The organism is Streptomyces sp. NPDC034084 (assembly GCF_055575535.1).
On sequence record NZ_JBVISK010000001.1, the window covers coordinates 770222 to 793486 of the forward strand.

19 protein-coding genes and 1 pseudogene are annotated in these 23265 nt (G+C 72.7%); 5 read left to right on the forward strand and 15 right to left on the reverse strand.

Annotated elements, in window-relative coordinates; genetic code table 11:
• The first annotated feature begins 25 nt into the window (after positions 1 to 25).
• Positions 26 to 385, forward strand: coding sequence for a hypothetical protein (locus ACZ51I_RS03595; protein ID WP_468871243.1), 360 nt, complete (start codon positions 26 to 28; stop codon positions 383 to 385).
• Here ACZ51I_RS03595 and ACZ51I_RS03600 read toward each other — a convergent pair.
• From ACZ51I_RS03600 to hrcA, 4 genes are all read right to left on the reverse strand, one after another.
• Positions 382 to 1125, reverse strand: coding sequence for a 16S rRNA (uracil(1498)-N(3))-methyltransferase (locus tag ACZ51I_RS03600; RefSeq protein WP_468871244.1), 744 nt, complete (start codon positions 1123 to 1125; stop codon positions 382 to 384). The genes ACZ51I_RS03595 and ACZ51I_RS03600 overlap by 4 nt on opposite strands.
• The gene (locus ACZ51I_RS03605) at positions 1122 to 2204 is read right to left on the reverse strand and encodes a nitronate monooxygenase (protein WP_468871245.1); all 1083 of its coding nucleotides are present in this window, start codon (positions 2202 to 2204) and stop codon (positions 1122 to 1124) included. The genes ACZ51I_RS03600 and ACZ51I_RS03605 overlap by 4 nt, the downstream gene beginning before the upstream one ends.
• A 185-nt stretch (positions 2205 to 2389) precedes the next feature.
• Positions 2390 to 3529 (reverse strand): molecular chaperone DnaJ, encoded by a 1140-nt coding sequence (dnaJ, locus tag ACZ51I_RS03610; RefSeq protein ID WP_468871246.1) that lies wholly within the window; start codon positions 3527 to 3529, stop codon positions 2390 to 2392.
• The gene (hrcA, locus tag ACZ51I_RS03615) at positions 3530 to 4549 is read right to left on the reverse strand and encodes a heat-inducible transcriptional repressor HrcA (RefSeq protein ID WP_468871247.1); all 1020 of its coding nucleotides are present in this window, start codon (positions 4547 to 4549) and stop codon (positions 3530 to 3532) included.
• Between the two features lie 147 nt (positions 4550 to 4696).
• Here hrcA and ACZ51I_RS03620 point away from each other — a divergent pair, with 147 nt between their 5' ends.
• On the forward strand, positions 4697 to 5425 hold the full coding sequence (locus ACZ51I_RS03620) for an MBL fold metallo-hydrolase (RefSeq protein ID WP_468871249.1): 729 nt from the start codon (positions 4697 to 4699) through the stop codon (positions 5423 to 5425).
• A 10-nt stretch (positions 5426 to 5435) separates the two neighbouring features.
• A complete protein-coding gene (locus tag ACZ51I_RS03625) occupies positions 5436 to 6242 on the forward strand; it encodes a DUF3097 domain-containing protein (protein ID WP_468871251.1) in 807 nt (268 codons plus the stop codon).
• Positions 6243 to 6292: 50 nt separating this feature from the next.
• Here the strand turns inward: ACZ51I_RS03625 and ACZ51I_RS03630 are convergent, their stop codons facing one another.
• The 4 genes from ACZ51I_RS03630 to lepA form a co-directional block, all read right to left on the reverse strand.
• A complete protein-coding gene (locus ACZ51I_RS03630; RefSeq protein ID WP_468871252.1) occupies positions 6293 to 8323 on the reverse strand; it encodes a serine/threonine-protein kinase in 2031 nt (676 codons plus the stop codon).
• Positions 8324 to 8479: 156 nt separating this feature from the next.
• Positions 8480 to 9721, reverse strand: coding sequence for a radical SAM family heme chaperone HemW (gene hemW, locus ACZ51I_RS03635; protein ID WP_468871253.1), 1242 nt, complete (start codon positions 9719 to 9721; stop codon positions 8480 to 8482).
• A gap of 38 nt (positions 9722 to 9759) precedes the next feature.
• Positions 9760 to 11637, reverse strand: coding sequence for an AMP-dependent synthetase/ligase (locus ACZ51I_RS03640; protein WP_468871254.1), 1878 nt, complete (start codon positions 11635 to 11637; stop codon positions 9760 to 9762).
• A 199-nt stretch (positions 11638 to 11836) separates the two neighbouring features.
• Complete coding sequence (gene lepA, locus ACZ51I_RS03645; protein WP_030684875.1) at positions 11837 to 13702, reverse strand: translation elongation factor 4; 1866 nt, start codon at positions 13700 to 13702, stop codon at positions 11837 to 11839.
• Positions 13703 to 13887: 185 nt separating this feature from the next.
• Between lepA and rpsT the strand changes: the two genes are divergently transcribed.
• Positions 13888 to 14154 (forward strand): 30S ribosomal protein S20, encoded by a 267-nt coding sequence (gene rpsT / locus ACZ51I_RS03650; RefSeq protein WP_468871256.1) that lies wholly within the window; start codon positions 13888 to 13890, stop codon positions 14152 to 14154.
• 565 nt (positions 14155 to 14719) lie between these two features.
• On the opposite strand, the gene holA is transcribed toward rpsT, so the two are convergent.
• Positions 14720 to 15709 carry a DNA polymerase III subunit delta gene (holA, locus tag ACZ51I_RS03655; protein ID WP_468871257.1) on the reverse strand — a complete coding sequence of 330 codons (990 nt, stop codon included), beginning with the start codon at positions 15707 to 15709 and terminating at the stop codon, positions 14720 to 14722.
• 62 nt (positions 15710 to 15771) lie between these two features.
• Here holA and ACZ51I_RS03660 point away from each other — a divergent pair, with 62 nt between their 5' ends.
• On the forward strand, positions 15772 to 16014 hold the full coding sequence (locus tag ACZ51I_RS03660; RefSeq protein ID WP_030684879.1) for a hypothetical protein: 243 nt from the start codon (positions 15772 to 15774) through the stop codon (positions 16012 to 16014).
• Positions 16015 to 16068: 54 nt separating this feature from the next.
• Here the strand turns inward: ACZ51I_RS03660 and ACZ51I_RS03665 are convergent.
• From ACZ51I_RS03665 to ACZ51I_RS03690, 6 genes and pseudogenes are all read right to left on the reverse strand, one after another.
• A pseudogene (locus ACZ51I_RS03665) lies at positions 16069 to 16681 on the reverse strand (YceI family protein); the annotation flags it as partial.
• A 55-nt stretch (positions 16682 to 16736) separates the two neighbouring features.
• Complete coding sequence (locus tag ACZ51I_RS03670; RefSeq protein WP_468871258.1) at positions 16737 to 17546, reverse strand: arylamine N-acetyltransferase family protein; 810 nt, start codon at positions 17544 to 17546, stop codon at positions 16737 to 16739.
• 33 nt (positions 17547 to 17579) lie between these two features.
• Positions 17580 to 18842, reverse strand: coding sequence for an MFS transporter (locus tag ACZ51I_RS03675; protein ID WP_468871259.1), 1263 nt, complete (start codon positions 18840 to 18842; stop codon positions 17580 to 17582).
• Positions 18843 to 18846: 4 nt separating this feature from the next.
• Positions 18847 to 19467: a winged helix-turn-helix domain-containing protein gene (locus ACZ51I_RS03680; RefSeq protein ID WP_468871260.1), complete on the reverse strand. Its 621-nt coding sequence runs from the start codon at positions 19465 to 19467 to the stop codon at positions 18847 to 18849.
• A gap of 76 nt (positions 19468 to 19543) precedes the next feature.
• Entirely contained in the window at positions 19544 to 22066 is a 2523-nt protein-coding gene (locus ACZ51I_RS03685; protein ID WP_468871261.1) for a ComEC/Rec2 family competence protein, read from the reverse strand.
• Entirely contained in the window at positions 22063 to 22809 is a 747-nt protein-coding gene (locus tag ACZ51I_RS03690) for a ComEA family DNA-binding protein (protein ID WP_468871262.1), read from the reverse strand. Before ACZ51I_RS03690 ends, ACZ51I_RS03685 begins: the two co-directional genes overlap by 4 nt.
• Between the last annotated feature and the right edge of the window lie 456 nt (positions 22810 to 23265).

Sequence of the window (23265 nt, forward strand, 5' to 3'; positions counted from 1 at the left end):
GGGCGCGGGGCGTAGGGTGCGCGGCATGAGACGGGAAGGCGCGCCGCGCAGGCTGAGCGTGGACGGCACGGTGTGGCTGTGGAACGTCCGGCACCGTCACCCCGACTGCCGGACGGTGCTCTCGCTGCGCCGCGCGGAGCACCGCCACGCGCAGCTCCGGCTGGTCTTCCGGGGCGGCCCAGGCCGCATCGTGGCCGGGTATCCCTTCGGCCTGGGCGACGTGGCCTCGGCCGGCGGCGACATCCTGAACCTGAACGAGCCCGGTGTCGTACGCCGGTTCCTGGAGGAGGCCGGGGCCCGCGGCCTCCTTCCCACCGCCCACGGCGTCCGCGAGGAGGACGCCTGGCCCCTCTACGACACCCTGACGGGGACGGGGACGGCTTAGCTCCAGCGGCCCGTGCGTCCCAGGACCAGGGCCGTCGCCGCCGTCCCGGCCGTCGAGGTGCGCAGGACGCTGCGGCCGAGGCGGTACGGCTTCGCGCCGGCGGCCTCGAAGGCGGCGAGCTCGTCCGGGGAGACCCCGCCCTCGGGGCCGACGACGAGGACGATCGAGCCCTTGGCGGGGAGTTCGGCGGTGGCGAGCGCCCCGCTGGGGTGGCCGCGGTCCTCGTGGAGGACGGCGGCGAAGTCGGCGCCCGCGAGGAGGGCGGCGACCTGCTTGGTCGTCATGAGGTCGGTCACCTCGGGGAAGCGGGTGCGGCGCGACTGCTTGCCGGCCTCGCGCGCGGTGGACCGCCACTTGGCGAGCGCCTTGAGGCCCCGGTCGCCCTTCCACTGGGTGATGCAGCGGGAGGCCGCCCAGGGCACGATCGCGTCCGCGCCGGTCTCCGTCATGGTCTCGACGGCGAGTTCGCCCCGGTCGCCCTTGGGGAGCGCCTGGACCACGGTGATCCGCGGCTCCTCCTCGGGGTCCTCGTGGACCTCGTCGACGCGCACGGTCAGCTCGTCCTTGCCCTCGGCGGAGACCACCACGCACTCGGCCCAGCGGCCCCGCCCGTCGGCGAGCACGAGCGCCTCCCCGGCCCGCAGCCGCTTCACGGAGACGGCGTGCCGCCCCTCGGGCCCGTCCAGGAGGAAACTCCCGGCCCCGGGGACGGTGGCGACGACGAAGACGGGTGCGGTCATGAGGCGCTCCTGTGGGCGAGCCCGGAGAGGGCGGTGTCGAGTTCGGCGGCCAGCACCTCGACCAGCTGCCCGGCGGGGAGTTCGCGGGCGAGACGGTGGCCCTGGCCGGCCCACAGGGCCATGCCCTGGGCGTCGCCGGCGGTGGCGGCGGCCTTGCGGAGCGGGGCGGTGAGGTGGTGGATCTCGGGGTACGCGGCGGGGGCGTACGGCCCGTGCTCGCGCATGAAGCGGTTGACGAGGCCGCGCGCCGGGCGCCCGGAGAAGGCCCGGGTGAGGGCGGTCCGGGTGAACAGCGGGTCCGTCAGGGCCCGCTTGTGCAGCGGGTGGGCGCCCGACTCGGGGCAGCACAGGAAGGCGGTGCCGAGCTGGGCGGCCTCGGCGCCGGCGGCGAGGACCGCGGCGATCTGGGCGCCGCGCATGATCCCTCCGGCGGCGACGATCGGCAGCGCGACGGCCTCACGGACCTGGGTGACGAGGGCGAGGAGCCCGGTGCCGGGGGCGCCGTCCTCGGCCGGGTCGTCGCGGAACGTGCCCTGGTGGCCGCCGGCCTCGACGCCCTGGACGCAGACGGCGTCGGCGCCGGCCCGCTGCGCGGCGAGGGCCTCGTCGGCGGAGGTGACGGTGACGATCGTGTACGTGCCGACGCGGTCGAAGGCGTAGAACGTCTCGCGCGGGGGGCAGCCGAAGGTGAAGGAGACGACGGGGACCGGGTCCTCCAGGAGGATCGCCAGCTTGGCGTCGTAGGCGTCGTCACGGGAGTCGTCGGTCTCGCCGAGCGGGGTGTCGTACCAGGTGGCCTCGCCCGCGAGCTGGTGACGGTAGACCTCGACGGCGGCGGGGTCGGCGGGCCGCCCGTCCTGCGGCAGGAAGAGGTTGACACCGAAGGGGCGTGCGGTGAGCCCGCGCACCCGCTTGATCTCCTGGTAGAGGCCGCCGGCCGTCTTGTACCCCCCGGCGAGGAAGCCGAGCGCCCCGGCCTCGCAGACGGCTCCGACGAGCTCGGGAGAGGAGGCGCCACCCGCCATGGGGGCCTGCACGATCGGAAAACGAGAGAGATCGTTCAGTGCGGTGGTGGACATATGGGCATCGTGTCATGCCGCCGGGAGGGCACGGAAAAGGGGCGGCGCCGAAGCGCCGCCCCTTTTCCGGTCCCGTACATCAGCACCTGTTGAACGCGTCCTTGAACCGCGAGAACAACCCCTGCTGCCCCGGCCGACCGTGCTGATGACCCGGGGGGACGACCCCCGGACCCCCAGCCGAGCGCCTACCGCCCGTTGAACGCGTCCTTGAGCCGCGAGAACAACCCCTGCTGCCCCGGCTGGAACTGCCCCGTGGGCCGTTCCTCGCCGCGCAGCTTGGCCAGCTCGCGCACGAGCCGTTCCTGCTCGGCGTCGAGCTTGCTCGGGGTGGTCACCTCGACGTGCACGATCAGGTCGCCCCGGCCGTTGCCCCGCAGGTGCGTGACGCCGCGCCCGTGCAGCGGGATCGACTGGCCGGACTGCGTGCCCGGCCGGATGTCGATCTCCTCGACGCCGTCGAGGGTCTGCAGCGGCACCTTGGTGCCGAGCGCGCCCGCCGTCATCGGGATGGTGACCGTGCAGTGCAGGTCGTCGCCGCGCCGCTGGAAGGTCTCGTGCGGGGTCTCGTGGATCTCGACGTACAGGTCGCCGGCGGGGCCGCCGCCGGGGCCGACCTCGCCCTCGCCCGCGAGCTGGATCCGGGTGCCGTTGTCGACACCGGCCGGGATCTTGACCGTGAGCGTGCGGCGGGAGCGGACCCGGCCGTCGCCCGCGCACTCGGGGCACGGGGTCGGGACGACGGTGCCGAAGCCCTGGCACTGCGGGCAGGGGCGGGAGGTCATGACCTGGCCCAGGAAGGACCGGGTGACCTGCGAGACCTCGCCGCGGCCGCGGCACATGTCACAGGTCTGCGCGGAGGTGCCGGGTGCGGCGCCCTCGCCCGAGCAGGTCGTACAGACGACCGCCGTGTCGACCTGGATGTCCTTGGTCGTGCCGAAGGCCGCCTCGTTGAGGTCGATCTCCAGGCGGATCATGGCGTCCTGGCCCCGGCGGGTGCGCGAGCGCGGGCCGCGCTGCGAGGCCGTGCCGAAGAAGGCGTCCATGATGTCGGAGAAGTTGCCGAAGCCACCGGCTCCGAAGCCGCCGCCCGCGCCACCGCCGCCGGAGGCCGACAGCGGGTCGCCGCCGAGGTCGTAGACCTGCTTCTTCTGCGGGTCCGACAGGACCTCGTAGGCGGCGTTGATCTCCTTGAAGCGTTCCTGCGTCTTCGGATCGGGATTGACGTCCGGGTGCAGCTCGCGCGCGAGCCTCCGGAACGCCTTCTTGATCTCGTCCTGGGAAGCGTCGCGGCGCACGCCGAGTACGGCGTAGTAGTCCGTGGCCACTTACGACTCCGCCAGGATCTGTCCGACGTAACGTGCCACTGCGCGTACCGCTCCCATCGTTCCGGGGTAGTCCATGCGGGTCGGTCCGACCACGCCGAGTTTGGCGACTGCCTCGCCGCCCGAACCGTAGCCGACCGAGACGACGGACGTGGAGCTCAGCCCCTCGTGGGCGTTCTCATGCCCGATTCGTACGGTCATGCCCGATTCCTTGGCCTCGCCGAGCAGCTTGAGGAGCACGACCTGCTCCTCCAGAGCCTCCAGGACGGGCCTGATCATCAGGGGGAAGTCTTGTCCGAAGCGGGCGAGATTGGCGGTGCCGCCGATCATCAGCCGCTCCTCGTGCTCCTCGACGAGCGTTTCGAGGAGGGTCGCGAGCACGGTCGAGACCGTGGCGCGGTCCTCGGCCTCCTCGAAGGACTCGGGAAGGTCCTGCACCAGCTGCGGCACGTCGGCGAACCGGCGGCCGACGACCCGGCTGTTGAGCCGGGCCCGGAGGTCGGCGAGCGAGGTCTCGCCGAAGGGCGCGGGGCAGTCGACGACGCGCTGCTCCACCCGGCCGGTGTCCGTGATGAGGACGAGCATCAGGCGGGCGGGGGCCAGCGAGAGCAGCTCCACGTGCCGGACGGTCGAGCGGGTCAGCGAGGGGTACTGCACGACGGCGACCTGGCGGGTCAGCTGGGCCAGCAGCCGTACCGTACGCCCGACGACGTCGTCGAGGTCGACGGCTCCGTCGAGGAAGTTGTGGATCGCGCGGCGCTCCGGCGTCGACAGCGGCTTGACGCCGGCGAGCCGGTCGACGAAGAGCCGGTAGCCCTTGTCGGTGGGGATGCGCCCGGCGCTCGTATGAGGCTGGGCGATGTACCCCTCCTCCTCGAGCACGGCCATGTCGTTGCGCACGGTGGCGGGCGACACGCCGAGCTTGTGGCGCTCCGTGAGCGCCTTGGAGCCGACGGGCTCCTCCGTACCGACGTAGTCCTGGACGATGGCGCGCAGAACCTCGAGTCTGCGTTCGCTGAGCATCGTGCGCACCTCCAGCTGTCGTCGACGTTCCGGTTGCTCCGCTTTTGGCACTCGCCCAGTCCGAGTGCCAGCGATCCCCGGCCAGTGTACGGCGGCGGGCGTCGCTCCTGGCAAGGAGGCGGCGTCCCCACCGGTTAGCGTCGCCCCATGGACATCGATTGGGAAGCGTACGGGTGGGAGCGGCTCGCGGACGGAGTGGGCCGGCGACGGCTGCCCCGGTGGGACGCCACGGTGGGCCTGGTCCTGGGCACACGGGCGGTGCTGCTGTACGACACGGGGTCCTCGCTCGCGGAGGGCGCCGCGCTGCGGGCGCAGGTGGCGGAGCTCACGGGCGGCCGGAAGGTGACACACATCGCACTCAGCCACCCCCACTTCGACCACGTCCTCGGCACGGCGGTCTTCGCGGGCGCGGAGGTCTTCGGCGCGGTGGGCTCGGACGACCTCCTGGGCGGCGCCCGGGCCCGGGAGGAGCTGCGCGGGGACGCGGTACGGCAGGGTCTGGACGCGGCGGAGGCGGAGGCGGCGGCCGACGTCCTGGTGGCGCCGGGGCACGTGGTCTCGGGCGAGTGGACGCTCGACCTGGGCGACCGCCAGGTGCTCCTGGCGAACGTGGGCCCCGGACACTCGGGCCACGACCTGGCGCTCTGCGTCCCGGGCACGCGCGAGGTCGTCTTCTGCGGGGACCTGGTGGAGGAGTCGGGCGAACCGCAGGCGGGCCCGGACGCGATCCCGTCGCGCTGGCCGGACGCCCTGGACCGGCTGCTCGCCCTGGGCGGCGAGGACGCGGCGTACGTGCCGGGGCACGGGGCGGTGGTGGACGCCACGTTCGTACGGGCACAGCGCGATGAACTGGCACGCCGCTTCTCGGTGTCATAACGTCGCCCGAATGCGCAGCTACAACCCGGATCTGACGCCCCCTTGGAAGAAGTCGGCGCCCGTCCCGCAGGTCCCGGCGGACCCCGACCTGGTCGTCGAGGAGGTCACCACGGGCTTCTGCGGGGCGGTGATCCGCTGCGAGGCGGGCACGGTGACCCTGGAGGACCGCTTCGGCAAGCACCGGGTCTTCCCGCTGGAACCGCGCGGCTTCCTCCTGGAGGGCAAGGTCGTGACCCTGGTACGGCCGGTGTCGGGCGGTCCGGCGCGCCCCACCCGTACGGCCTCCGGCTCGGTCGCCGTCCCGGGCGCACGCGCGCGCGTGGCGCGGGCGGGCCGCATCTACGTCGAGGGCCGCCACGACGCGGAGCTCGTGGAACGGGTCTGGGGCGACGACCTGCGCGTCGAGGGCGTGGTCGTGGAGTACCTGGACGGCGTCGACGACCTGCCGGCGATCGTCGCGGAGTTCGGCCCGGCGCCGGACGCCCGCCTCGGCGTCCTGGTGGACCACCTGGTCCCGGGCTCCAAGGAGTCGCGGATCGCCGCGCAGGTGACCTCCCCGGACGTCCTGGTCGTCGGCCACCCGTACATCGACGTCTGGGAGGCCGTGAAGCCCTCCGCCCTGGGCATCCCGGCCTGGCCGGCGGTCCCGCGCGGCCAGGACTGGAAAACGGGCGTCTGCCGCGCCCTGGGCTGGCCGCCGGACAACACGGGCGCGGTCTGGCAGGCGATCCTCGAACGCGTGACGTCCTACAAGGACCTGGAACCGGAGCTCCTGGGCCGAGTGGAGGAACTGATCGACTTCGTCACGGCCCCCTGAGCCGCCCGCGCGTGGGCACGCACGCCCCGGGAGCGGCGCGGCGGCAGCCCCTAGGTGCCCCGGGGGGTCAGCTGTCCCACCCAGTGCCCGGCTTCGAAGAGGGGGGTGTCCGCGCCGCCGATGGGCTCGTACGACAGCTTCCGTTTCCCCTTCTCCTCGCTCTCCCAGAAGGTCAACGAGGGGGCGCTATCGGCGCAGCCGGTCGGTTGCTTGCTGTCCGCGAGCTCCGCGGGCGCGGTGCGGAGCCGGGCCGACTCCTGGGAGAACACCTGCGCCTTGTACGCGCACCTCTCCCCCATCACGCTGGTGGACACGAGGCGGATGTCGCGTTTCGTCGCCCCTTCGCCGATCGTGACTTCGAAGCGGTAGGTGCCGTCCTGCCCCCGGCCGCCCCACGAACCCCGATAGTTCTCCGGCAGCGCGCCCTTGGCGGACGATGCCTTCGTGAACGTGTCAGGTTGGTAGGAGGTCTTCCCGTCGTTGCCGTAGTCGTAGTACCCCGGGTCGTCCTCCCACTCGTACGTCCCGTTCCACGAGGCCACGAACGCCCCCGTGCCGTCCTGGGTGGAAGAACCGTAGTCCTCGCTGTTGTCCTCGCAACGATCCGCCTCCGACTTGGGGCTCGCGCTCTTCAGCCGACTCGTGCCGAGCTTGATCGCGTCGCTTCTGGAGTCGGTGATGGTGCTGTCCCAGACACACAGCCGGTCCCTGCTCAGCAGGGAGTACTCGACGGTGCCCTTCGCGTCGACGAGCAGGCGTGCGGTCAGCCCCTCTATGGGGAGGCCGCCGCTTTCCCTGTCGAGGGTCGCCTCCCAGCTCCCCTGCAACGTCTTCGGAGCGCTCAGCGACGGTGATTCCCCCGTCCCGCGCCGGCCGTCCAGCCACGGGCGGAGCGCGAGCAGTCCGCCGATGGCGACGAGTACCACGACGACTGCCACCCCCGCCACGACGGCCGGGCGACCCGGCGGGTCCGGGGGCTGCGTCGGGCCGTGGGAGCCTGCCGTTTCGTCGTGTCCCGGCCCGACCGTGGGCGCGTACGCGAGCGCGTCCGGCGGGGATGCCTCAGGCGCTCGGACGGGCTGGGGTGATGCGGGCGCTTGAACGGGCCGGGGCGCGGGCGCGGGCCGGGCCAATACCGGCGGAACGGGGCCCTGGGCCGGCACGAGGGCCGTGTGCGGGCGCAGCGGGTCGAAGTCCAGCAACTGTGCGGCGTGTCGCCCCAGTCGGCCGAGCAACGCGCCTGGCAGCCATTCGTCGGCGTCTTCTGTGGCGGTGCGGGCGGCGACCTGTTCCGGCGTGGGGCGTCGTGCCGGGTCCTTCTGCAGGCATTCCCGTACGAGTCCGAGGAGCGCCTCCGGCAGCCCGTCCAGGTCCGGCTCCTCCTCGGCGACCCGGAACAACTGGGCGTGCAGCCCGTTGCCGGTCGCCCCGAAGGGCTGGCGCCCCGTGGCGGCGTAGGCGAGGACCGAACCCAGGCAGAACACATCGGAGGCGGGGGTGACGTGGACCCCCCGCACCTGCTCCGGGGACATGAAACCGGGCGAGCCGATCACCATGCCCGTACGGGTCTGCAGACTGTCGCCGCTGATGCTGTCCAGCGCGCGGGCGATACCGAAGTCGATGACCCGGGGCCCGTCCACGGTGACCAGGACGTTGGACGGCTTGAGGTCGCGGTGGACGAGGCCCGCCTCGTGGATGGCCCGCAGGGCGAGCGCGAGCCGGTTGGCCAGGACGCGCACCGACCGCTCGGGCAACGGCCCGTGCTGCTCGGCCACGACGGCGTGCAGATCGGGCCCGGGAATGTACTGCGTCGCGACCCAGGGTCTCTCCGCGTCCGTGTCCGCGTCGAGCACGGCCGCGGTCCAGCCCCCACCGACCCGCTTCGCCGCGGTGACCTCGCGTGCGAACCGTGAGCGGAACTCGGCGTGTCGGGCGAACTCGGTCTGCACCATCTTGACCGCGACAGTGCGCCCGCCTTCGGAGCGGGCGAGGTAGACCCGGCCCATGCCGCCGGCGCCCAGGCGGGCGATGAGACGGTAGGGGCCTATGTGGTGCGGGTCTTCAGCGGTCAACTGGTCCACGAGGAAGGAGGGTAGCCCAACTGCCCCACGGCGAAAGGTCGGACGAGTTCGTCGGAAACTGTCGTTCGTTGGTCCGGGTGTGTCGTCGACAGCGGACCGACTGCCCGCACCGGGCGCGCCGGCCCGGCCGAACCGCCCCGCGCGAGCGGGCCCGCCTCAGTCCACCAGGTCCCGCACCACCGCGTCGGCCAGCAGCCGTCCCCGCAGCGTGAGGACCGCCCGCCCCGACGCGTACGGCTCCGCCGCGAGGAGTCCGTCGGCCAGGGCGCGCTCCGCCGCCGCGAGGCCCCGCGGACGCAGGATGTCCAGCGGGCACCCCTCCCGCAGCCGCAGCTCGAGGAGGACCCGCTCCACCCGCCGGTCCTCGTCCGACAGCAGCTCCCGCCCGGCGCCGGGCGACCGGCCCCCCGCGAGCGCCGCGGCGTACGCGCCGGGATGCTTCACGTTCCACCAGCGGACGCCACCGACGTGCGAGTGGGCGCCGGGCCCGGCCCCCCACCAGTCGGCCCCGCGCCAGTACAGCTCGTTGTGGAGGCAGCGCCCGGCCTCGGAGGTGGCCCAGTTGGACACCTCGTACCACTCGAAACCGGCCTCGGCGAGGACGGAGTCCGCGATCAGATAGCGGTCGGCGTGCACGTCGTCGTCGGTCATGGGCACCTCACCCCGCCGGATGCGCCGGGCGAGCTGCGTGCCCTCCTCGACGATCAGGGCGTAGGCGCTGACGTGGTCCGGCCCGGCCCCGATGGCCGCCTCCAGGGAGGCCCGCCAGTCGTCGTCGGACTCGCCGGGCGTGCCGTAGATGAGGTCGAGGTTGACGTGGTCGAACCCGGCGGCACGCGCCTCGCCCACGCAGGCCTCGGGCCGCCCCGGCGTGTGCGTGCGGTCGAGGATCTTCAGGACGTGCTGCCGGGCGCTCTGCATCCCGAAGGAGATCCGGTTGAAGCCGCCGGCGCGCAGCTCGGCGAGGTAGGCCGGGTTCACGGAGTCCGGATTGGCCTCCGTCGTCACCTCGGCGTCGTCCGCGAGCCCGAACTCGTCCCGGACGGCCCCCAGCATCCGTACGAGGTCCCCGGCGGCGAGGAGCGTCGGCGTGCCGCCGCCGACGAAGACGGTCCGCACGGGCCGCGGGTCGTCCCCGAGGACCTTCCGGGCGAGCCGGATCTCCTCGACGACCTGCTCGGCGTAGTTGTCACGGGAGGCGAGCACCCCGCCCGTACCGCGCAGCTCGCTCGCCGTGTACGTGTTGAAGTCGCAGTAGCCGCAGCGCGTCGCGCAGTACGGCACGTGCAGGTAGAACCCGAGCGGCCGCTCCCCGGCCCCTTCGAGGGCGCGCGGGGGCAGCGCCCCGTCGTCGGGAACGGTCTCACCATCGGGCAGTACGGAAGGCATGAGCCCCATTGTCCCGTACTGCCCGGGTGAGCGGGGTCCGCGCGGGATCAGGACTCGCGGGAGCCCGCGTACATCTCCTCGATGAGGTTCTTGTACTCGCGCTCGACCACCGGACGCTTCAGCTTCAGGGACGGGGTGAGCTCGCCGTGCTCGATGTCGAGGTCGCGCGGCAGCAGGCGGAACTTCTTGATCGTCTGCCAGCGCTGGAGGCCCTCGTTGAGGCGGTCGACGTAGCCCTGGATGAGCTTGACGGTCTCCGGGGCGGCGACGACCTCCGCGTACGACTTGCCGCCGAGCCCGTGCTCGGCCGCCCAGCCGAGGAGGGAGGGCTCGTCGAGGGCGATGAGAGCGGTGCAGAAGTTCCGGTCGGCGCCGTGGACCAGGATGTTCGAGACGAACGGGCAGACGGCCTTGAACTGGCCCTCGACCTCGGCCGGCGCGATGTACTTGCCGCCGGACGTCTTGATCAGGTCCTTCTTCCGGTCGGTGATCTTGAGGTAGCCGTCGGCGGACAGCTCACCGATGTCGCCGGTGTGGAACCAGCCGTCGGACTCGAGGACCTCGGCGGTCTTCTCGGGCAGGCCGTGGTAGCCCTCCATGATGCCGGGGCCGCGCAGCAGGATCTCGCCGTCGTCGGCGATCCGGACCTCGGTGCCGGGGAGCGGCTTGCCGACGGTGCCGGTGCGGTAGGCCTCGCCCGGGTTGACGAAGGAGGCGGCGGAGGACTCCGTGAGGCCGTACCCCTCCAGGATGTGGATGCCGGCGCCGGCGAAGAAGTAGCCGATCTCGGGGGCGAGCGCGGCGGAGCCGGAGACGCAGGCGCGCAGGTTGCCGCCGAAGGCCTCGCGGATCTTGCCGTAGACGAGGGCGTCGGCGACCTTGTGCTTCGCCGAGAGGCCGAAGGGCGCGGAGGCGGTGCCGGTGCGGCGGAAGTTGTCCTGGGTGGCCTTGGCGTACTCGCGTGCGACCTCGGCCGCCCACTGGAAGATCTTGTACTTGGCGCCGCCACCGGCGCGGGCCTTGGCGGCGACCCCGTTGTAGACCTTCTCGAAGATGCGGGGCACGGCCGCCATGTAGGTCGGCTGGACCACCGGCAGGTTCTCGATGATCTTGTCGACACGGCCGTCGACGGCGGTGACGTGACCGACCTCGATGTGGCCGGAGGTGAGGACCTTGCCGAAGACGTGGGCGAGCGGCAGCCAGAGGTACTGGACGTCGTCGTGGGTGACGAGGCCGGTGGCGGCGATGGCCTTGGCCATGTACGACCAGTTGTCGTGCGGGAGGCGGACGCCCTTGGGGCGGCCGGTGGTGCCGGAGGTGTAGATGAGGGTGGCGAGCTGCGTGGGGGTGATCGCGGCGACCCGCTCCTTGACGGCCTCGGGGTGCTTCTCCAGGTACGCCCTGCCGCGCGCCTCCAGCTCGGCGAGGGAGAGGACGAACTCGCCGTCGCTCTCGACGCCGGTGGCGTCGATGACGACCACGTGGTGGAGTTCCGGCAGGTCGGCGCGGCGCTCGACGGCCTTGGCCAGCTGGGCCGCGTCCTCGGCGATGAGGACCCTCGACTCGGAGTCGGAGAGGATGAACGCCGACTCCTCGGCGTTGGTCTGCGGGTAGACCGTGGTGGTCGCGGCGCCGGCGCACATGACACCGAGGTCGGCGAGGATCCACTCGACCCGGGTGGAGGAGGCGAGGGCGACGCGCTCCTCGGCCTGGACACCGAGGTCGACGAGACCGGCGGCGATCGCGTAGACCCGCTCGGCGGCCTGACCCCAGCTGAGCGACTTCCATTCGTCCGGGCCGGCGCCGGAGGCGGCGGGGACCGGGTAGCGGTAGGCCTCCGCGTCCGGGGTCCGCTCGACGCGCTCAAGGAAGAGGCTCGCCACGGAGGGCGGCCGGTTCTCGATCTGGGTCTGTGTGTCGCTCACGACGTCCTCCGGGCGGCGGCGGTGCCTTCTGGTGGTTCGTAACTAACTGGCGAGTAACCTTCGAGCCGGGATCAGAGTAAGGGCCCGAGGACCGGCGCGTAAGGCCTTACAGGGCGTCGCTTCATAACGAACGGGCCCACGCGCACGCGGCACGTGGACCCGTTGGCTGCACAGGACAGCTATTTCCTCGCCCGCCCGGCTACTTCTTCTTGCCGGAGGACTCGTCGCTGGAGAGGACGGCGATGAAGGCCTCCTGGGGCACCTCCACCGAGCCGACCATCTTCATGCGCTTCTTGCCTTCCTTCTGCTTCTCCAGCAGCTTCCGCTTACGGGAGATGTCACCGCCGTAGCACTTGGCGAGGACGTCCTTCCGGATGGCACGGATGGTCTCGCGGGCGATGACCCGGGAGCCGATGGCCGCCTGGATGGGCACCTCGAAGGCCTGCCGCGGGATGAGCTCGCGCAGCTTGGCGACGAGCCGGACACCGTAGGCGTACGCGGCGTCCTTGTGGGTGACGGCCGAGAAGGCGTCCACCTTGTCGCCGTGCAGCAGGATGTCGACCTTGACGAGGCTGGAGGCCTGCTCGCCGGTGGGCTCGTAGTCGAGGGAGGCGTAACCGCGCGTCTTGGACTTCAGCTGGTCGAAGAAGTCGAAGACGATCTCGGCGAGGGGCAGGGTGTAGCGGATCTCGACCCGGTCCTCGGAGAGGTAGTCCATGCCGATCAGGGTGCCGCGACGGGTCTGGCAGAGCTCCATGATCGCGCCGATGAACTCGCTCGGGGCGAGGATCGTGGCGCGCACGACGGGCTCGTACACGTCGTTGATCTTGCCCTCGGGGAACTCGCTCGGGTTGGTGACGGTGTGCTCGCTGCCGTCCTCCATCACGACGCGGTAGACCACGTTCGGCGCGGTGGCGATCAGGTCGAGCCCGAACTCGCGCTCCAGCCGCTCACGGATCACGTCGAGGTGGAGGAGACCGAGGAAACCGACGCGGAAGCCGAAGCCGAGCGCGGCGGAGGTCTCCGGCTCGTAGACGAGCGCGGCGTCGTTGAGCTGCAGCTTGTCGAGGGCCTCGCGGAGGTCCGGGTACTCGGAGCCGTCCAGCGGGTAGAGGCCCGAGAAGACCATCGGCTTCGGGTCCTTGTAACCGCCGAGCGCCTCGGTGGCGCCCTGGTGCAGGGAGGTGATCGTGTCACCGACCTTGGACTGACGGACGTCCTTCACACCGGTGATGATGTAACCGACCTCGCCGACGCCGAGACCGTCCGAGGACGTCATCTCGGGGGACGAGACGCCGATCTCCAGCAGCTCGTGCGTGGCGCCGGTGGACATCATCCGGATGCGCTCGCGCTTGTTGAGCTGCCCGTCGACGACACGGACGTACGTGACGACGCCCCGGTAGGAGTCGTACACGGAGTCGAAGATCATCGCGCGGGCGGGGGCGTCGGCGACACCGACCGGGGCCGGGACGTCCCGTACGACACGGTCGAGCAGCGCCTCGACGCCCATGCCGGTCTTCGCGGAGACCTTGAGGACGTCCTCCGGCTGGCAGCCGATGAGGTTGGCGAGCTCCTCGGAGAACTTCTCCGGCTGGGCGGCGGGCAGGTCGATCTTGTTGAGCACGGGAACGATCGTGAGGTCGTTCTCCATCGCGAGATAGAGGTTCGCGAGAGTCTGCGCCTCGATGCCCTGCGCGGCATCCACGAGCAGAATCGTGCCCTCACAGGCGGCCAGCGAGCGCGAGACCTCGTAGGTGAAGTCGACGTGCCCGGGAGTGTCGATCATGTTCAGGATGTGCGTACTGCCCTGAGCCGGCCCCTCGGTCGGCGCCCAGGGCAGCCGCACCGCCTGGGACTTGATCGTGATGCCGCGCTCCCGCTCGATGTCCATCCGGTCGAGGTACTGAGCACGCATCTGCCGCTGGTCGACCACACCGGTCAGCTGGAGCATCCGGTCGGCGAGCGTGGACTTGCCGTGGTCGATGTGCGCGATGATGCAGAAGTTGCGGATCAGAGCCGGGTCGGTACGGCTCGGCTCGGGCACGTTGGTAGGAGTCGCGGGCACGCAGGGATCTCGTCTCGGGCGATGTTCAGAACGGATACGTCGACACCATGGTCCCATGCCCGTCGCCCGGCGCCCGGTTTGGGCGGCCCAGAAGGTGACTGATACTGTGGACAGCTGTGTCTCGTATGCCCTCTCAGCTGCGAGGCGCATCCAGAAGGAACACCGAACCTGTAAAGGCTCTTTTCGTGGCGAACATCAAGTCCCAGATCAAGCGGAACAAGACGAACGAGAAGGCGCGCCTGCGCAACAAGGCCGTCAAGTCCTCGCTCAAGACCGCGATCCGCAAGGCCCGTGAGGCTGTCGCCGCCGGCGACCTCGAGAAGGCCACCGTCGCCACTCGTGCCGCCTCGCGTCAGCTCGACAAGGCTGTCTCGAAGGGTGTCATCCACAAGAACGCCGCCGCCAACAAGAAGTCGGCGCTGGCGATCAAGGTTGCCGCTCTCCAGGGCTGAGCTCTGATGTAACCGGCCGTACGGGACCCAGCGGGCCCTCTCTCCCGCTCCCACCCGGCCACCCCGGACTCGCGCGCGGACGCGTTCGCCACGCGGGCGCGAGCCCACCATCTACAACGCCGAAGGCCCCCCTGCCTCCTTCCCCAGGAGCAGGGGGGCCTTCGCCGTACGCGGAGCCGAAGGGGGTGGCGCGGGGCGGGGGCAACGTAGGGGGCCCGGAACGAGCGGCGCGCACGACGCAGCCTCGGGACCCAGTGGCGGGCCCGGACGGACCGCCCCTTGGACCGGCCGCAGGCCGGGCGAGCCCCCGCCGAGCTACGGGGGCGCAAGACGGGCGAGCCCCCGCCGAGCTACGGGGCGCAGGACGGGCGGGGCGAAGCCCCCGCCCTACCAGGGGGCCGGGGGCGGAGCCCCCGGAGAAACGCACCTCCCCCCCACCACCAGCCCCCGGCGGGGTTTCGGGAAGGGGCGGGGTGGGGGACCTCCCGGACGGCACCGCCCGACTCCGCATCGACGACGAGCCGCCCGCGCCGCACGGCAGACCGCACGGCCCGCGGCCCCCGGCTCACCCCCGCCGCATCCTCGCCGCCCGCGCCACCGCCACGACCGCCTTCTCCAGCGCGTAGCCCGGGTCGTCGCCCCCGCCCTTCACCCCCGCGTCCGCGTCCGCGATCGCCCGCAGGGCCAGGGACACCCCGTCCGGGGTCCAGCCGCGCATCTGCTGCCGCACGCGGTCGATCTTCCAGGGCGGCATGCCCAGCTCCCGCGCCAGGTCGGCCGGCCGGCCGCCCCGCGCCGAGGAGAGCTTGCCGATCGCCCGTACCCCCTGGGCCAGCGCGCTGGTGATGAGCACCGGCGCGACCCCGGTCGAGAGCGACCAGCGCAGGGCCTCCAGCGCCTCGGCCGCCCGCCCCTCGACGGCGCGGTCGGCGACGTTGAAGGAGGAGGCCTCGGCTCGGCCCGTGTAGTACCGCCCGACGACGGCCTCGTCGATCGTCCCGTCCACATCGGACGTGAGCTGCGCGACCGCGGACGCGAGTTCCCGCAGATCACTGCCGATCGAGTCGACCAGCGCCTGGCAGGCCTCGGGCGTGGCCGACCGCCCGAGTCTCCGGAACTCCTGCCGGACGAACGTCAGCCGCTCCGCCGGCTTCGTCGTCTTGGGGCAGGCGACCTCCCGGGCGCCCGCCTTGCGCGCCGCGTCGAGCAGCCCCTTGCCCTTGGCGCCGCCGGCGTGGAGCAGGACGAGCGAGATGTCCTCGATCGGGTCGTCCAGATACGCCTTGACGTCCTTGATCGTGTCGGCGGAGAGGTCCTGCGCGTTCCGCACGACCAGCACCTTCCGCTCGGCGAAGAGCGAGGGGCTGGTGAGCTCCGCCAGCGCCCCGGGCTGGAGCTGGTCGGGGGCGAGGTCGCGCACGTCCGTGTCGGCGTCGGCGGCCCGCGCGGCCGCCACCACCTCCTGGACGACGCGGTCGAGGAGCAGGTCCTCCTGACCCACGGCGAGCGTCACGGGGCCGAGGAGGTCGTCGGGGGAAGTCTTTCTGGTGGCCATCGCCGTCCAGCATCGCACGGGCCACTGACAGCCCCGCCCGGGAAGAGGACGAGAATGGCGGGGTGAGCGAACGACACGTACTGGTACTCCCCGACCGCGACGCCGCCGAGGAGGTCGCCGGGGAACTCCCCGACCGTTTCGGCGTGGCCGAGGAACCGCAGCTCGTGCGGGACGCCCTGGCCGGGGAGGACGACGCCGAGGACGCGCAGTGGCTGGTGGTCGTCGAGGACCCGGACGCCCGCCTCGACCCGGCGGCCCTGGACGCCCTGGCCGCCGAGTACGAGGGCTGGCTGGAGGCCCCGTAGGGCAGGGGCCCGCCGCGCCTCCGTACGGCCGGCGGCGCCCCGCCATCCGTCAGCCCTTCTGGGAACGATCTGGATGTCGAGGCCGATGCCGATACTCGATCCGACGGCCGCGATCCCCGCGCGAGCAGCGTCTGCCAGATGAGGGTGAAGTCCTCCCGGTGCAGCTCGGTGGTGGCCCGGCAGGCGCCCCGCGCCTCACCTTCCAGTCCGCTCCCGAGGCCCAGGTACCGGGCGTCCAGGGTCACCGTGCGGCTCACCCCGTGGAGGGTGGGCGCTCCGGTGACGGCCCGGCGGCTGCCGCCCCGGTGGACGAAGCGCTCGCTGAAGAACTCCAGCGTCGTGTGGACGCCGACGTCGAGGAAGTCACCGGAGCGCAGGTGGTCGTCGCGCATCTGGACCCCGGTGTCGATGGAGGCCGCGTCGATGACGACGTGCATCGCCGAGTGCTCCATGCGCTCGGCGATCCGCACCGCGCCCACGAAGCTGTTGAACCGTCCGTGGATCCGGGGGCGAGGCCGATGCGCGCCGTGAAGCCGATCTGCGAGTGGGCGGGGTCGATCTCCCAGTCACCCGGCTCAGGGAGCTGGGGCCGGGGCGCGACCTGGAGCAGGACGTCGCCGAGGCCGTGGTGCTCGCCCTGGGTGACGACGGCGCTGCCGAGGAGGGGACAACGACACCCGCGAACGGGAGCCGCGCGCGGCTCCCGCCGCCCGGGGCAAGTGTTACCGAGGGTCCGAATTGAGGGTTTCGCTACGTACGGTCGGCAGCACGTCGAGCTCGATGCCGAACAGCTCCCGGTACGCGCTCCTCACCTCCTCGTCGCCGTCGAGGATCCGCTCCTCGCGCTCCCCTCCGACTCTGGTGATCAGCTTCGGCGCGCTGAGCGTGATCCGGCCGTCCTCGGTGAGGCGGGAGCAGATGAGGGACCGGGGAAAGTGCGAGTCGGGCGAGGTCTGGTGGTACCAGGCGCCGGCCATGAAGTCGACGAGCTCCCGCGGTCGCCGCTCCAGCCGGTACTGCGGCTTCCCGTCCCGCAGCACATCCAGGTCGCCGTCCGCGGTCTCCACGATCCGGAAGGTCCCGCCCGGGTCCCGCTGGTCGTCGCGGGCGTCGAAGGCCAGCGGGAAGTGGCTGTGGTCGCCGAAGCCGACATCGGCCAGCCAGCGCTCGCCCTCCGCCGTCTCCACCAGCAGCGCCATGTGGTCGTACGGGATGCCCGGCGCCCCGTCCGGCCCGATGACCCGTCCCTGGAGCAGCGCGACCTCGTATCCGAGCTCCCGCAGCAGGACGGCGAACGCCGTGTTGACCTCGTAGCAGAACCCGCCCCTGCGGGCTCCGACCACCTTGTCGAGGAGTGCCTTCTCGTCCAGGACGACGGGCTCGCCGAGGTGGATCGAGAGGTTCTCGAAGGGCACGGTCCGCAGGTGGTACAGATGCAGCTCGCGCAGGGCGGCTGCGTCCGCGCGCCGCGGCCGCTCCGCGCCGATGCGGCGCAGGTAGGCGGCGATCAGGGCTGGTTCGTGTGTCGGCATACCGGCAGTCTGCCCGCCCCATGATCCACCCCGCTAGCCGACGGGCAGTGATTCCCCTTCCCGCAGGGGCAGTTCGCGCATCCGCGGCAGCGGCGAGGGCAGCAGCCAGAGCACGGCGAGGACGGCCCCGGCGGTGGCGATCCACAGCGTGGGGCGCAGCCCGATCGCGGCGCCGAGCAGGCCGCCGACGAGTGCGCCGAGCGGACGGAAGCCGTGGTTGAGCGTCCGATACGCGCCCATGACCCTGGCCCGTACGGCGTCGGGTATCAGCGCCATCTGGAACGATCCCGCGGCGATGTCGGCGAGCATCACCCCCAGGCAGGAGAGGAACTCCGCGACGAACACCAGGCCCGCCACCACGGGCAGCGGCCCGTCCGCCAGGGGTATCAGGAGCAGGGGCAGGGTGAATCCGAGGAAGCCGGCGACGAGTGAGGCGCCGAGGCCGATCCGCCGGACGACGGCACCGCTCCACACCGCCCCGAGAAGTCCGCCCACGGCTCCGGCGGCGAGCACGAGGCCGAGCAGGCCCGCCCCGATGCCGAGTTCGGTGGAGGCGTAGAGCACGAAGAGGGTGTGGAACATGTAGTTGAAGAACTGGATCGTGCCGGACGCCGCGAACAGCGCGCGCATGGAGGGCTCCCGTACCACCCAGCGCAGCCCCTCGGTGAAGTGTCCCTTGGCCACGGGCGCCGGCGCGGGTTCGACCGGCTTGATCCGGGCCAGGTACCCGGCCGACAGCAGGTAGGTGAGGGCGTCCGCGACAAGGGCGAAGGGAGCGGTGAGGAACTGCACGAGCAGTCCTCCGATCCCGGGCCCGGCGAGCCAGGCCATCGAACGGCTGCCGTTGACCAGCGAGTTCGCCTGGACGTACCGCTCGGTGGGGACGAGTGCGACGAACAGCGTGACGTTGCAGACCTCGAAGAGCACGGTGAGCGCACCGATCCCGAAGGCCACCGCGTACAGCTGGCCGAGCGTCAGCGCGTCGAGCGCGTAGGCCACGGGGAGGGTCAGGACCAGCGCCGCCCGCCCCAGGTCGGCCGCGATCATGGCGCGCCTGCGGCGGGCCTGCCGGTCGGCCCAGGCGCCGAGCGGCAGGTTGAGCAGGAGGGCGGGGAGAAGTTCGGCGGTCTTGAGCAGGCCCATCGCGGTGGCGTCGGCGCCCAGGATCAGGACGGCCGCGAGCGGGATGGCGATGAGCGAGACCTGGTCTCCGACGAGGGAGACGGTCTGCCCCGTCCAGTAGCGGCGGAAGGTCCGCTCGCGCAGCAGCGCCGGCACGCGTTTCACGAGGGCCATCTCGTCACTCCTCTTCGCTGCCGGGGACGGACTGGTCCAGGTACGCGATGCGCAGGATGCTGACGGGCCGGGCACCCTCGGGCCTGAGGGACGGATCGGACGCGCGCTCCTCGTAGGGGCGGAGCAGCTCCTCGATCCGCTCTCCGAGGCCGGTCAGCTCCTCGGCGGTGAGGTGGAGCACGGAGTCGCCGAACTGCTCGGCCTCCCGCCACTTCCTCGGCAGCCGGTGCCGGTTCTCCACGGCCCGGGTGACCCGCGCGAAGTAGTTCTCCGCGACGGCGGCGCTCAGCGCGTCGGCCGCCTCGGCGACCGTGGCGTCCTCGCTGTGCCCCGGCCACTCCGTGTACCGGGCCGTGGCCCGCCAGGGCTTCTCCCGGCCCCGCCCGCCGGGTGCTTCCTCGACGAGCCCGTACTTGGCGAGTATCCGCAGGTGATAGGAGCAGTTGGCCACGGATTCGCCGGTCAGCTCGGCCGCCCGGGTGGCGGTGAAGGGCCCACTGGTGCGCAGCAGTCCCACCAGCGACAGCCGCAGCGGGTGGGCGTAGGCCCGCAGGGCGCGCGGGTCGGTGAGTCGGATACTGCGGGGCTGCTCGTCCCCGGGCTGCTGTTCAGCGATCTCCGGCATGATGAAAAGGTATCCTTAGAAAGACTTCTTTACAAGCGTTCCTTTACAATCTGGGGTTCGCAGCGCATTCCACGTCTCACCCCCCTCCCGGTACCGCCACAAGCCCGCGCCCGGCCCCCACCACCGCGATGGCCCCGTCCCGATCGGTCCGCAGCACTCGCGCCCCGCCCGCCCGCAACGCCTCCAGCGTCCGGGGCGAAGGGTGGCCGTACGGGTTGTCGCTCCCCGTGGACACGAGCGCGAGCCGCGGCCGCACCGCTCGCATCAGACCGGGGTCCTGGTGCGCGGAACCGTGGTGGGCGACCTTGAGCACGTCCACCGGCCCCAGATCCGGATGAGCCCGCGTCAGCGCCCGCTGGGCCGGCGGTTCGAGGTCACCGAGGAGCAGCAGGCTCAGCCCTCCGGCGGTACGGACGAGCAGCGTGACACTGGCATCGTTGGGCCCTCCCTCGGACGCCCCGGCCTTCCCGGCACCGGCCCCCGGCCACAGCACCCGCCACTCCAGGGACCCGAGCCTCCGCCGCTCGCCCGGCCCCGCACGGATCAGCGGCACCCCGGCGGCGGCCGCCGTCCTCCGCACGAACGCCGCCTGACCCGGTGGCTCTTCGAGCTCCGTGGTCTGGATCGCGCCCACCGCCCTCCCCCGCAGCACCCCGGGAAGTCCGGCCACGTGGTCGGCGTGGAAGTGGGTGAGCACCAGCAACGGCACTCTCCGCACACCGAGTTGGCGCAGACAGCGATCCACCGGTACGGGGTCGGGACCCGCGTCCACCACGACGGCGGAGTCCCCACCCGCCGCGAGCACCGTCGCGTCCCCCTGTCCCACCTGGCACATCGCGAACACCCAGCCCGGCGGCGGCCACCCCGTCACCCAACGGGCCAGCGGCGCCGGCCGCACCACCACGAGCAACAGCAGCGCGGCGACCGTCGCGCCGACCACCCCCCGGTACGGCAGTCTCCGCGCCCCCAGGACCACCAGCGCCGTGAGCATCGCGAGGCCGAGGCCGCCCCACCACCCGCCGGGCCAGGCCAGCTCGGCCCCCGGGAGTGCGGCGCCCGTACGGGCCACCCGCGCGATCCATCCGGCCGGCCATCCCGCCACCCATGCCACGCCCTCCGCGGCCGGCATCCAGACCGCCGCCAGGGCGAGCGTGGCGAACCCGCACACCGTCGCAGGCGCCACCGCGAATTCCGCGAAGAGGTTCGCCGGGATGGCGACCAGACTCACCCGCGCGGCGAACACCACCACGACCGGCGCACACACCGCCTGCGCCGCCAGGGCCGCACCCAGCGCCTCCGCCAACCGCCCCGGCACCCGGCGCCGCCGCAGCGCCTCGCTCCAGCGCGGCGCGATCGTCAACAGCGCCCCGGTCGCCAGGACCGAGAGCAGGAAGCCGTAACTCCGCGCGAGCCAGGGGTCGTAGAGCACCAGGATCAGGACAGCCGCGGCCAGCGCGGGAATCAGCGATCTCCGGCGCCCGGTACCGATCGCCAGCAACGCGACGAGCCCGCAGGCCGCGGCACGCAGCACGCTCGGGTCCGGACGGCAGACGATCACGAAGGCGAGCGTCAGCCCTCCCCCGCCCAGCGCCGTGACCCGCAGCGACAACCCGATCCGTGGCGCGAGCCCGCCCCGCTCCACCTGGTGCGCCCGCCCGGGCCGCCCGATGAGCAGGAGCAGCACGACGGTGAGATTGCTGCCGGACACCGCCAGGAGGTGGGTGAGATCGGTCGCCTCGAACGCGTCCCGCAGCTCCTGGCCGATCCTGGAGGTGTCCCCGACGACCAGTCCGGGCAGCAGGGCCCTCGCGTCCGGGTCCAGCTTCTCGGTCGCCCTCCGCAGCCCGGCGCGCAGGTCCCCCGCCGTCCGTTGCAGGGCGCTCGGCGGCCCGACGATCAGCGGTGGCCCGGCTCCGTCGACCTTGAGCACCGCCGCGAAGGGCTCCCCGGACCGCAGCGGTGCCGCGAGCCGTGCACCGACCCGCAGCCGGGTGGTGGGAAGGAGCCGCAGCCACTCCTCGCGTCCCTTCCCCGACGGCACGATCAGCAGAACCGGCGTCCGTGTCCGGTGGACCGAACCGTCCGGCCGCTCGACCCGGGTCACCTCGCCGTCCAGGACGATCGAGACCGGCGCCATCGCGTTGCCCCGGACCTTGGGCCGGGTGAGCCGCGGATCGGAGGTCACCGCCACCTCCAGCCGGGCCCGTGCGTACTCCCGCGCCAGCTCCGGCACCGGACCCCGGTGGAGATCCGCCGTGTGCAGCCCCGCGGAGGTGGCTCCGGCCGCCGCGCAGAGCAGAACGCCGGCCCAGGCGGTCGCCCGTAGGCGCCACCCGGGCGTGGTCCCCGGTACGACGGCTCGACGGCCACCTTTCGGACCCCCGCGCCGCCTCACAAGGCCCCGCATCAGCAGGACCAGCGCGCCCGCCAGACAGACCATGACGCCGGCCACCGTCCACCACCCGGTGGTGCCCACGGCCCAGGCCGCCGCCGCCCAGGCCGCCAGCGCGAGGGGAACGAGCCGGAGATCGGTCGGCCCCTCGCGCCACGACGGCTCCCGCCCGCCGCGCTCCTCACCGCTCACCTCGTCGCGACTCATGGCCGGACCAGCGGTTCGAGGTCGGCGAAACGGCGCTCACCGATGCCGTTGACCTCCCGCAGTTCCGCGACCGACTGGAAGCCACCGTGTTCCGTCCGGTGGTCGACGATGTGCTGGGCGAGCACGGGCCCCACACCCGGAAGGCCGTCGAGCTGTTCCGCCGTGGCCGTGTTGAGGCTCAGCGGCACCCCCGCCGGCGCACCGGCCCCGCGACCGGAGCCGCCGCCCGGCCCCGGCCCGGCCCCCGGGGCCCCGGGCAGACCGACCAGGACCTGCTCGCCGTCGAACAGGACGCGGGCCCGATTGACCCCCGTGAGGTCCGCGCCGGGCTCCGCACCCCCCGCCGCCCGCAGGGCATCCGCCACACGCGAGCCGGCCGGCAGGGTCAGCACCCCGGGCCTGCGCACCTTGCCGCCGACGTCGACGACGACCCGCCCCCCGGAAGCCACAGCCCCCGGCACCGCTCCCGGACCCGATCCCGCCCCGGGCCCCGATCCGGCTCCCGGCGCCTCCCCCATCCCCTCTCCCGCACTCACCTTCGGCGCGGGCGCGGCGGCCACGGGGGACGCGGCGCGGACGAGTTCGGGAGCGCGCACCGGCTCGGGCCGCCCGGTCCAGAAGTACCCGCCCGCGAGGCCCGCGGCCACCAGCAGAACCACCGTCAGCGCGCCCAGCGCCCTCGGCTCGAGCCCGCACCTGGTCTGCACCCACACCGGGGTCCGGTCGCGGAGGAGCGCGGCCACCCGCTCGCGTACCCCTGGCGGGGAACCACGCTCCGGCGCCTCCGGCACCTCCGGAGCACGCAGGGGAGGCGGTGGCGGTCCAGCCACCGGCACCGGCGGTGTCACGGTCAAGAACAGCGCGTCCCCCCGCCGCCGCACCACCCCTCCTGGCACGGCGGGGGCCCGGCCGGCCCGGACGCGCCTCCGGGCCGGCCCAGCGGGCGAGCCGCGCCCTCCGGGGCGGCTGCGTCCGTCCGAACCGGGCGCCCGTCCGGGCCCGCTCGTCGGAGCACCTCCCGAAGGGGAGATCCTGGAGGAGGTGGTCGATGCGATACGTGTACGAAGAGTCATGTCCGTGACGGTAGAGATCACGGACGACCCGTGCGGAGCTCAGCCGTCTTCCGTGGACAGGCACTCCACTGTGGAAAACTCCGTCCCCCTGGTGAGGGACACCCGAGGACGCCCGAAGACCCCCGA

Excerpts from the sequence above, each read along its gene's own strand:
- holA (WP_468871257.1), bottom strand. The coding sequence starts at position 15,709 with ATGGCCACCAGAAAGACTTCCCCCGACGACCTCCTCGGCCCCGTGACG.
- hrcA (WP_468871247.1), bottom strand. The coding sequence starts at position 4,549 with ATGCTCAGCGAACGCAGACTCGAGGTTCTGCGCGCCATCGTCCAGGAC.
- ACZ51I_RS03625 (WP_468871251.1), top strand. The coding sequence starts at position 5,436 with ATGCGCAGCTACAACCCGGATCTGACGCCCCCTTGGAAGAAGTCGGCG.
- ACZ51I_RS03600 (WP_468871244.1), bottom strand. The coding sequence starts at position 1,125 with ATGACCGCACCCGTCTTCGTCGTCGCCACCGTCCCCGGGGCCGGGAGT.
- ACZ51I_RS03595 (WP_468871243.1), top strand. The coding sequence starts at position 26 with ATGAGACGGGAAGGCGCGCCGCGCAGGCTGAGCGTGGACGGCACGGTG.
- ACZ51I_RS03675 (WP_468871259.1), bottom strand. The coding sequence starts at position 18,842 with ATGGCCCTCGTGAAACGCGTGCCGGCGCTGCTGCGCGAGCGGACCTTC.
- ACZ51I_RS03605 (WP_468871245.1), bottom strand. The coding sequence starts at position 2,204 with ATGTCCACCACCGCACTGAACGATCTCTCTCGTTTTCCGATCGTGCAG.
- ACZ51I_RS03670 (WP_468871258.1), bottom strand. The coding sequence starts at position 17,546 with ATGCCGACACACGAACCAGCCCTGATCGCCGCCTACCTGCGCCGCATC.
- ACZ51I_RS03685 (WP_468871261.1), bottom strand. The coding sequence starts at position 22,066 with ATGAGTCGCGACGAGGTGAGCGGTGAGGAGCGCGGCGGGCGGGAGCCG.
- hemW (WP_468871253.1), bottom strand. The coding sequence starts at position 9,721 with ATGGGGCTCATGCCTTCCGTACTGCCCGATGGTGAGACCGTTCCCGAC.
- ACZ51I_RS03620 (WP_468871249.1), top strand. The coding sequence starts at position 4,697 with ATGGACATCGATTGGGAAGCGTACGGGTGGGAGCGGCTCGCGGACGGA.
- ACZ51I_RS03680 (WP_468871260.1), bottom strand. The coding sequence starts at position 19,467 with ATGCCGGAGATCGCTGAACAGCAGCCCGGGGACGAGCAGCCCCGCAGT.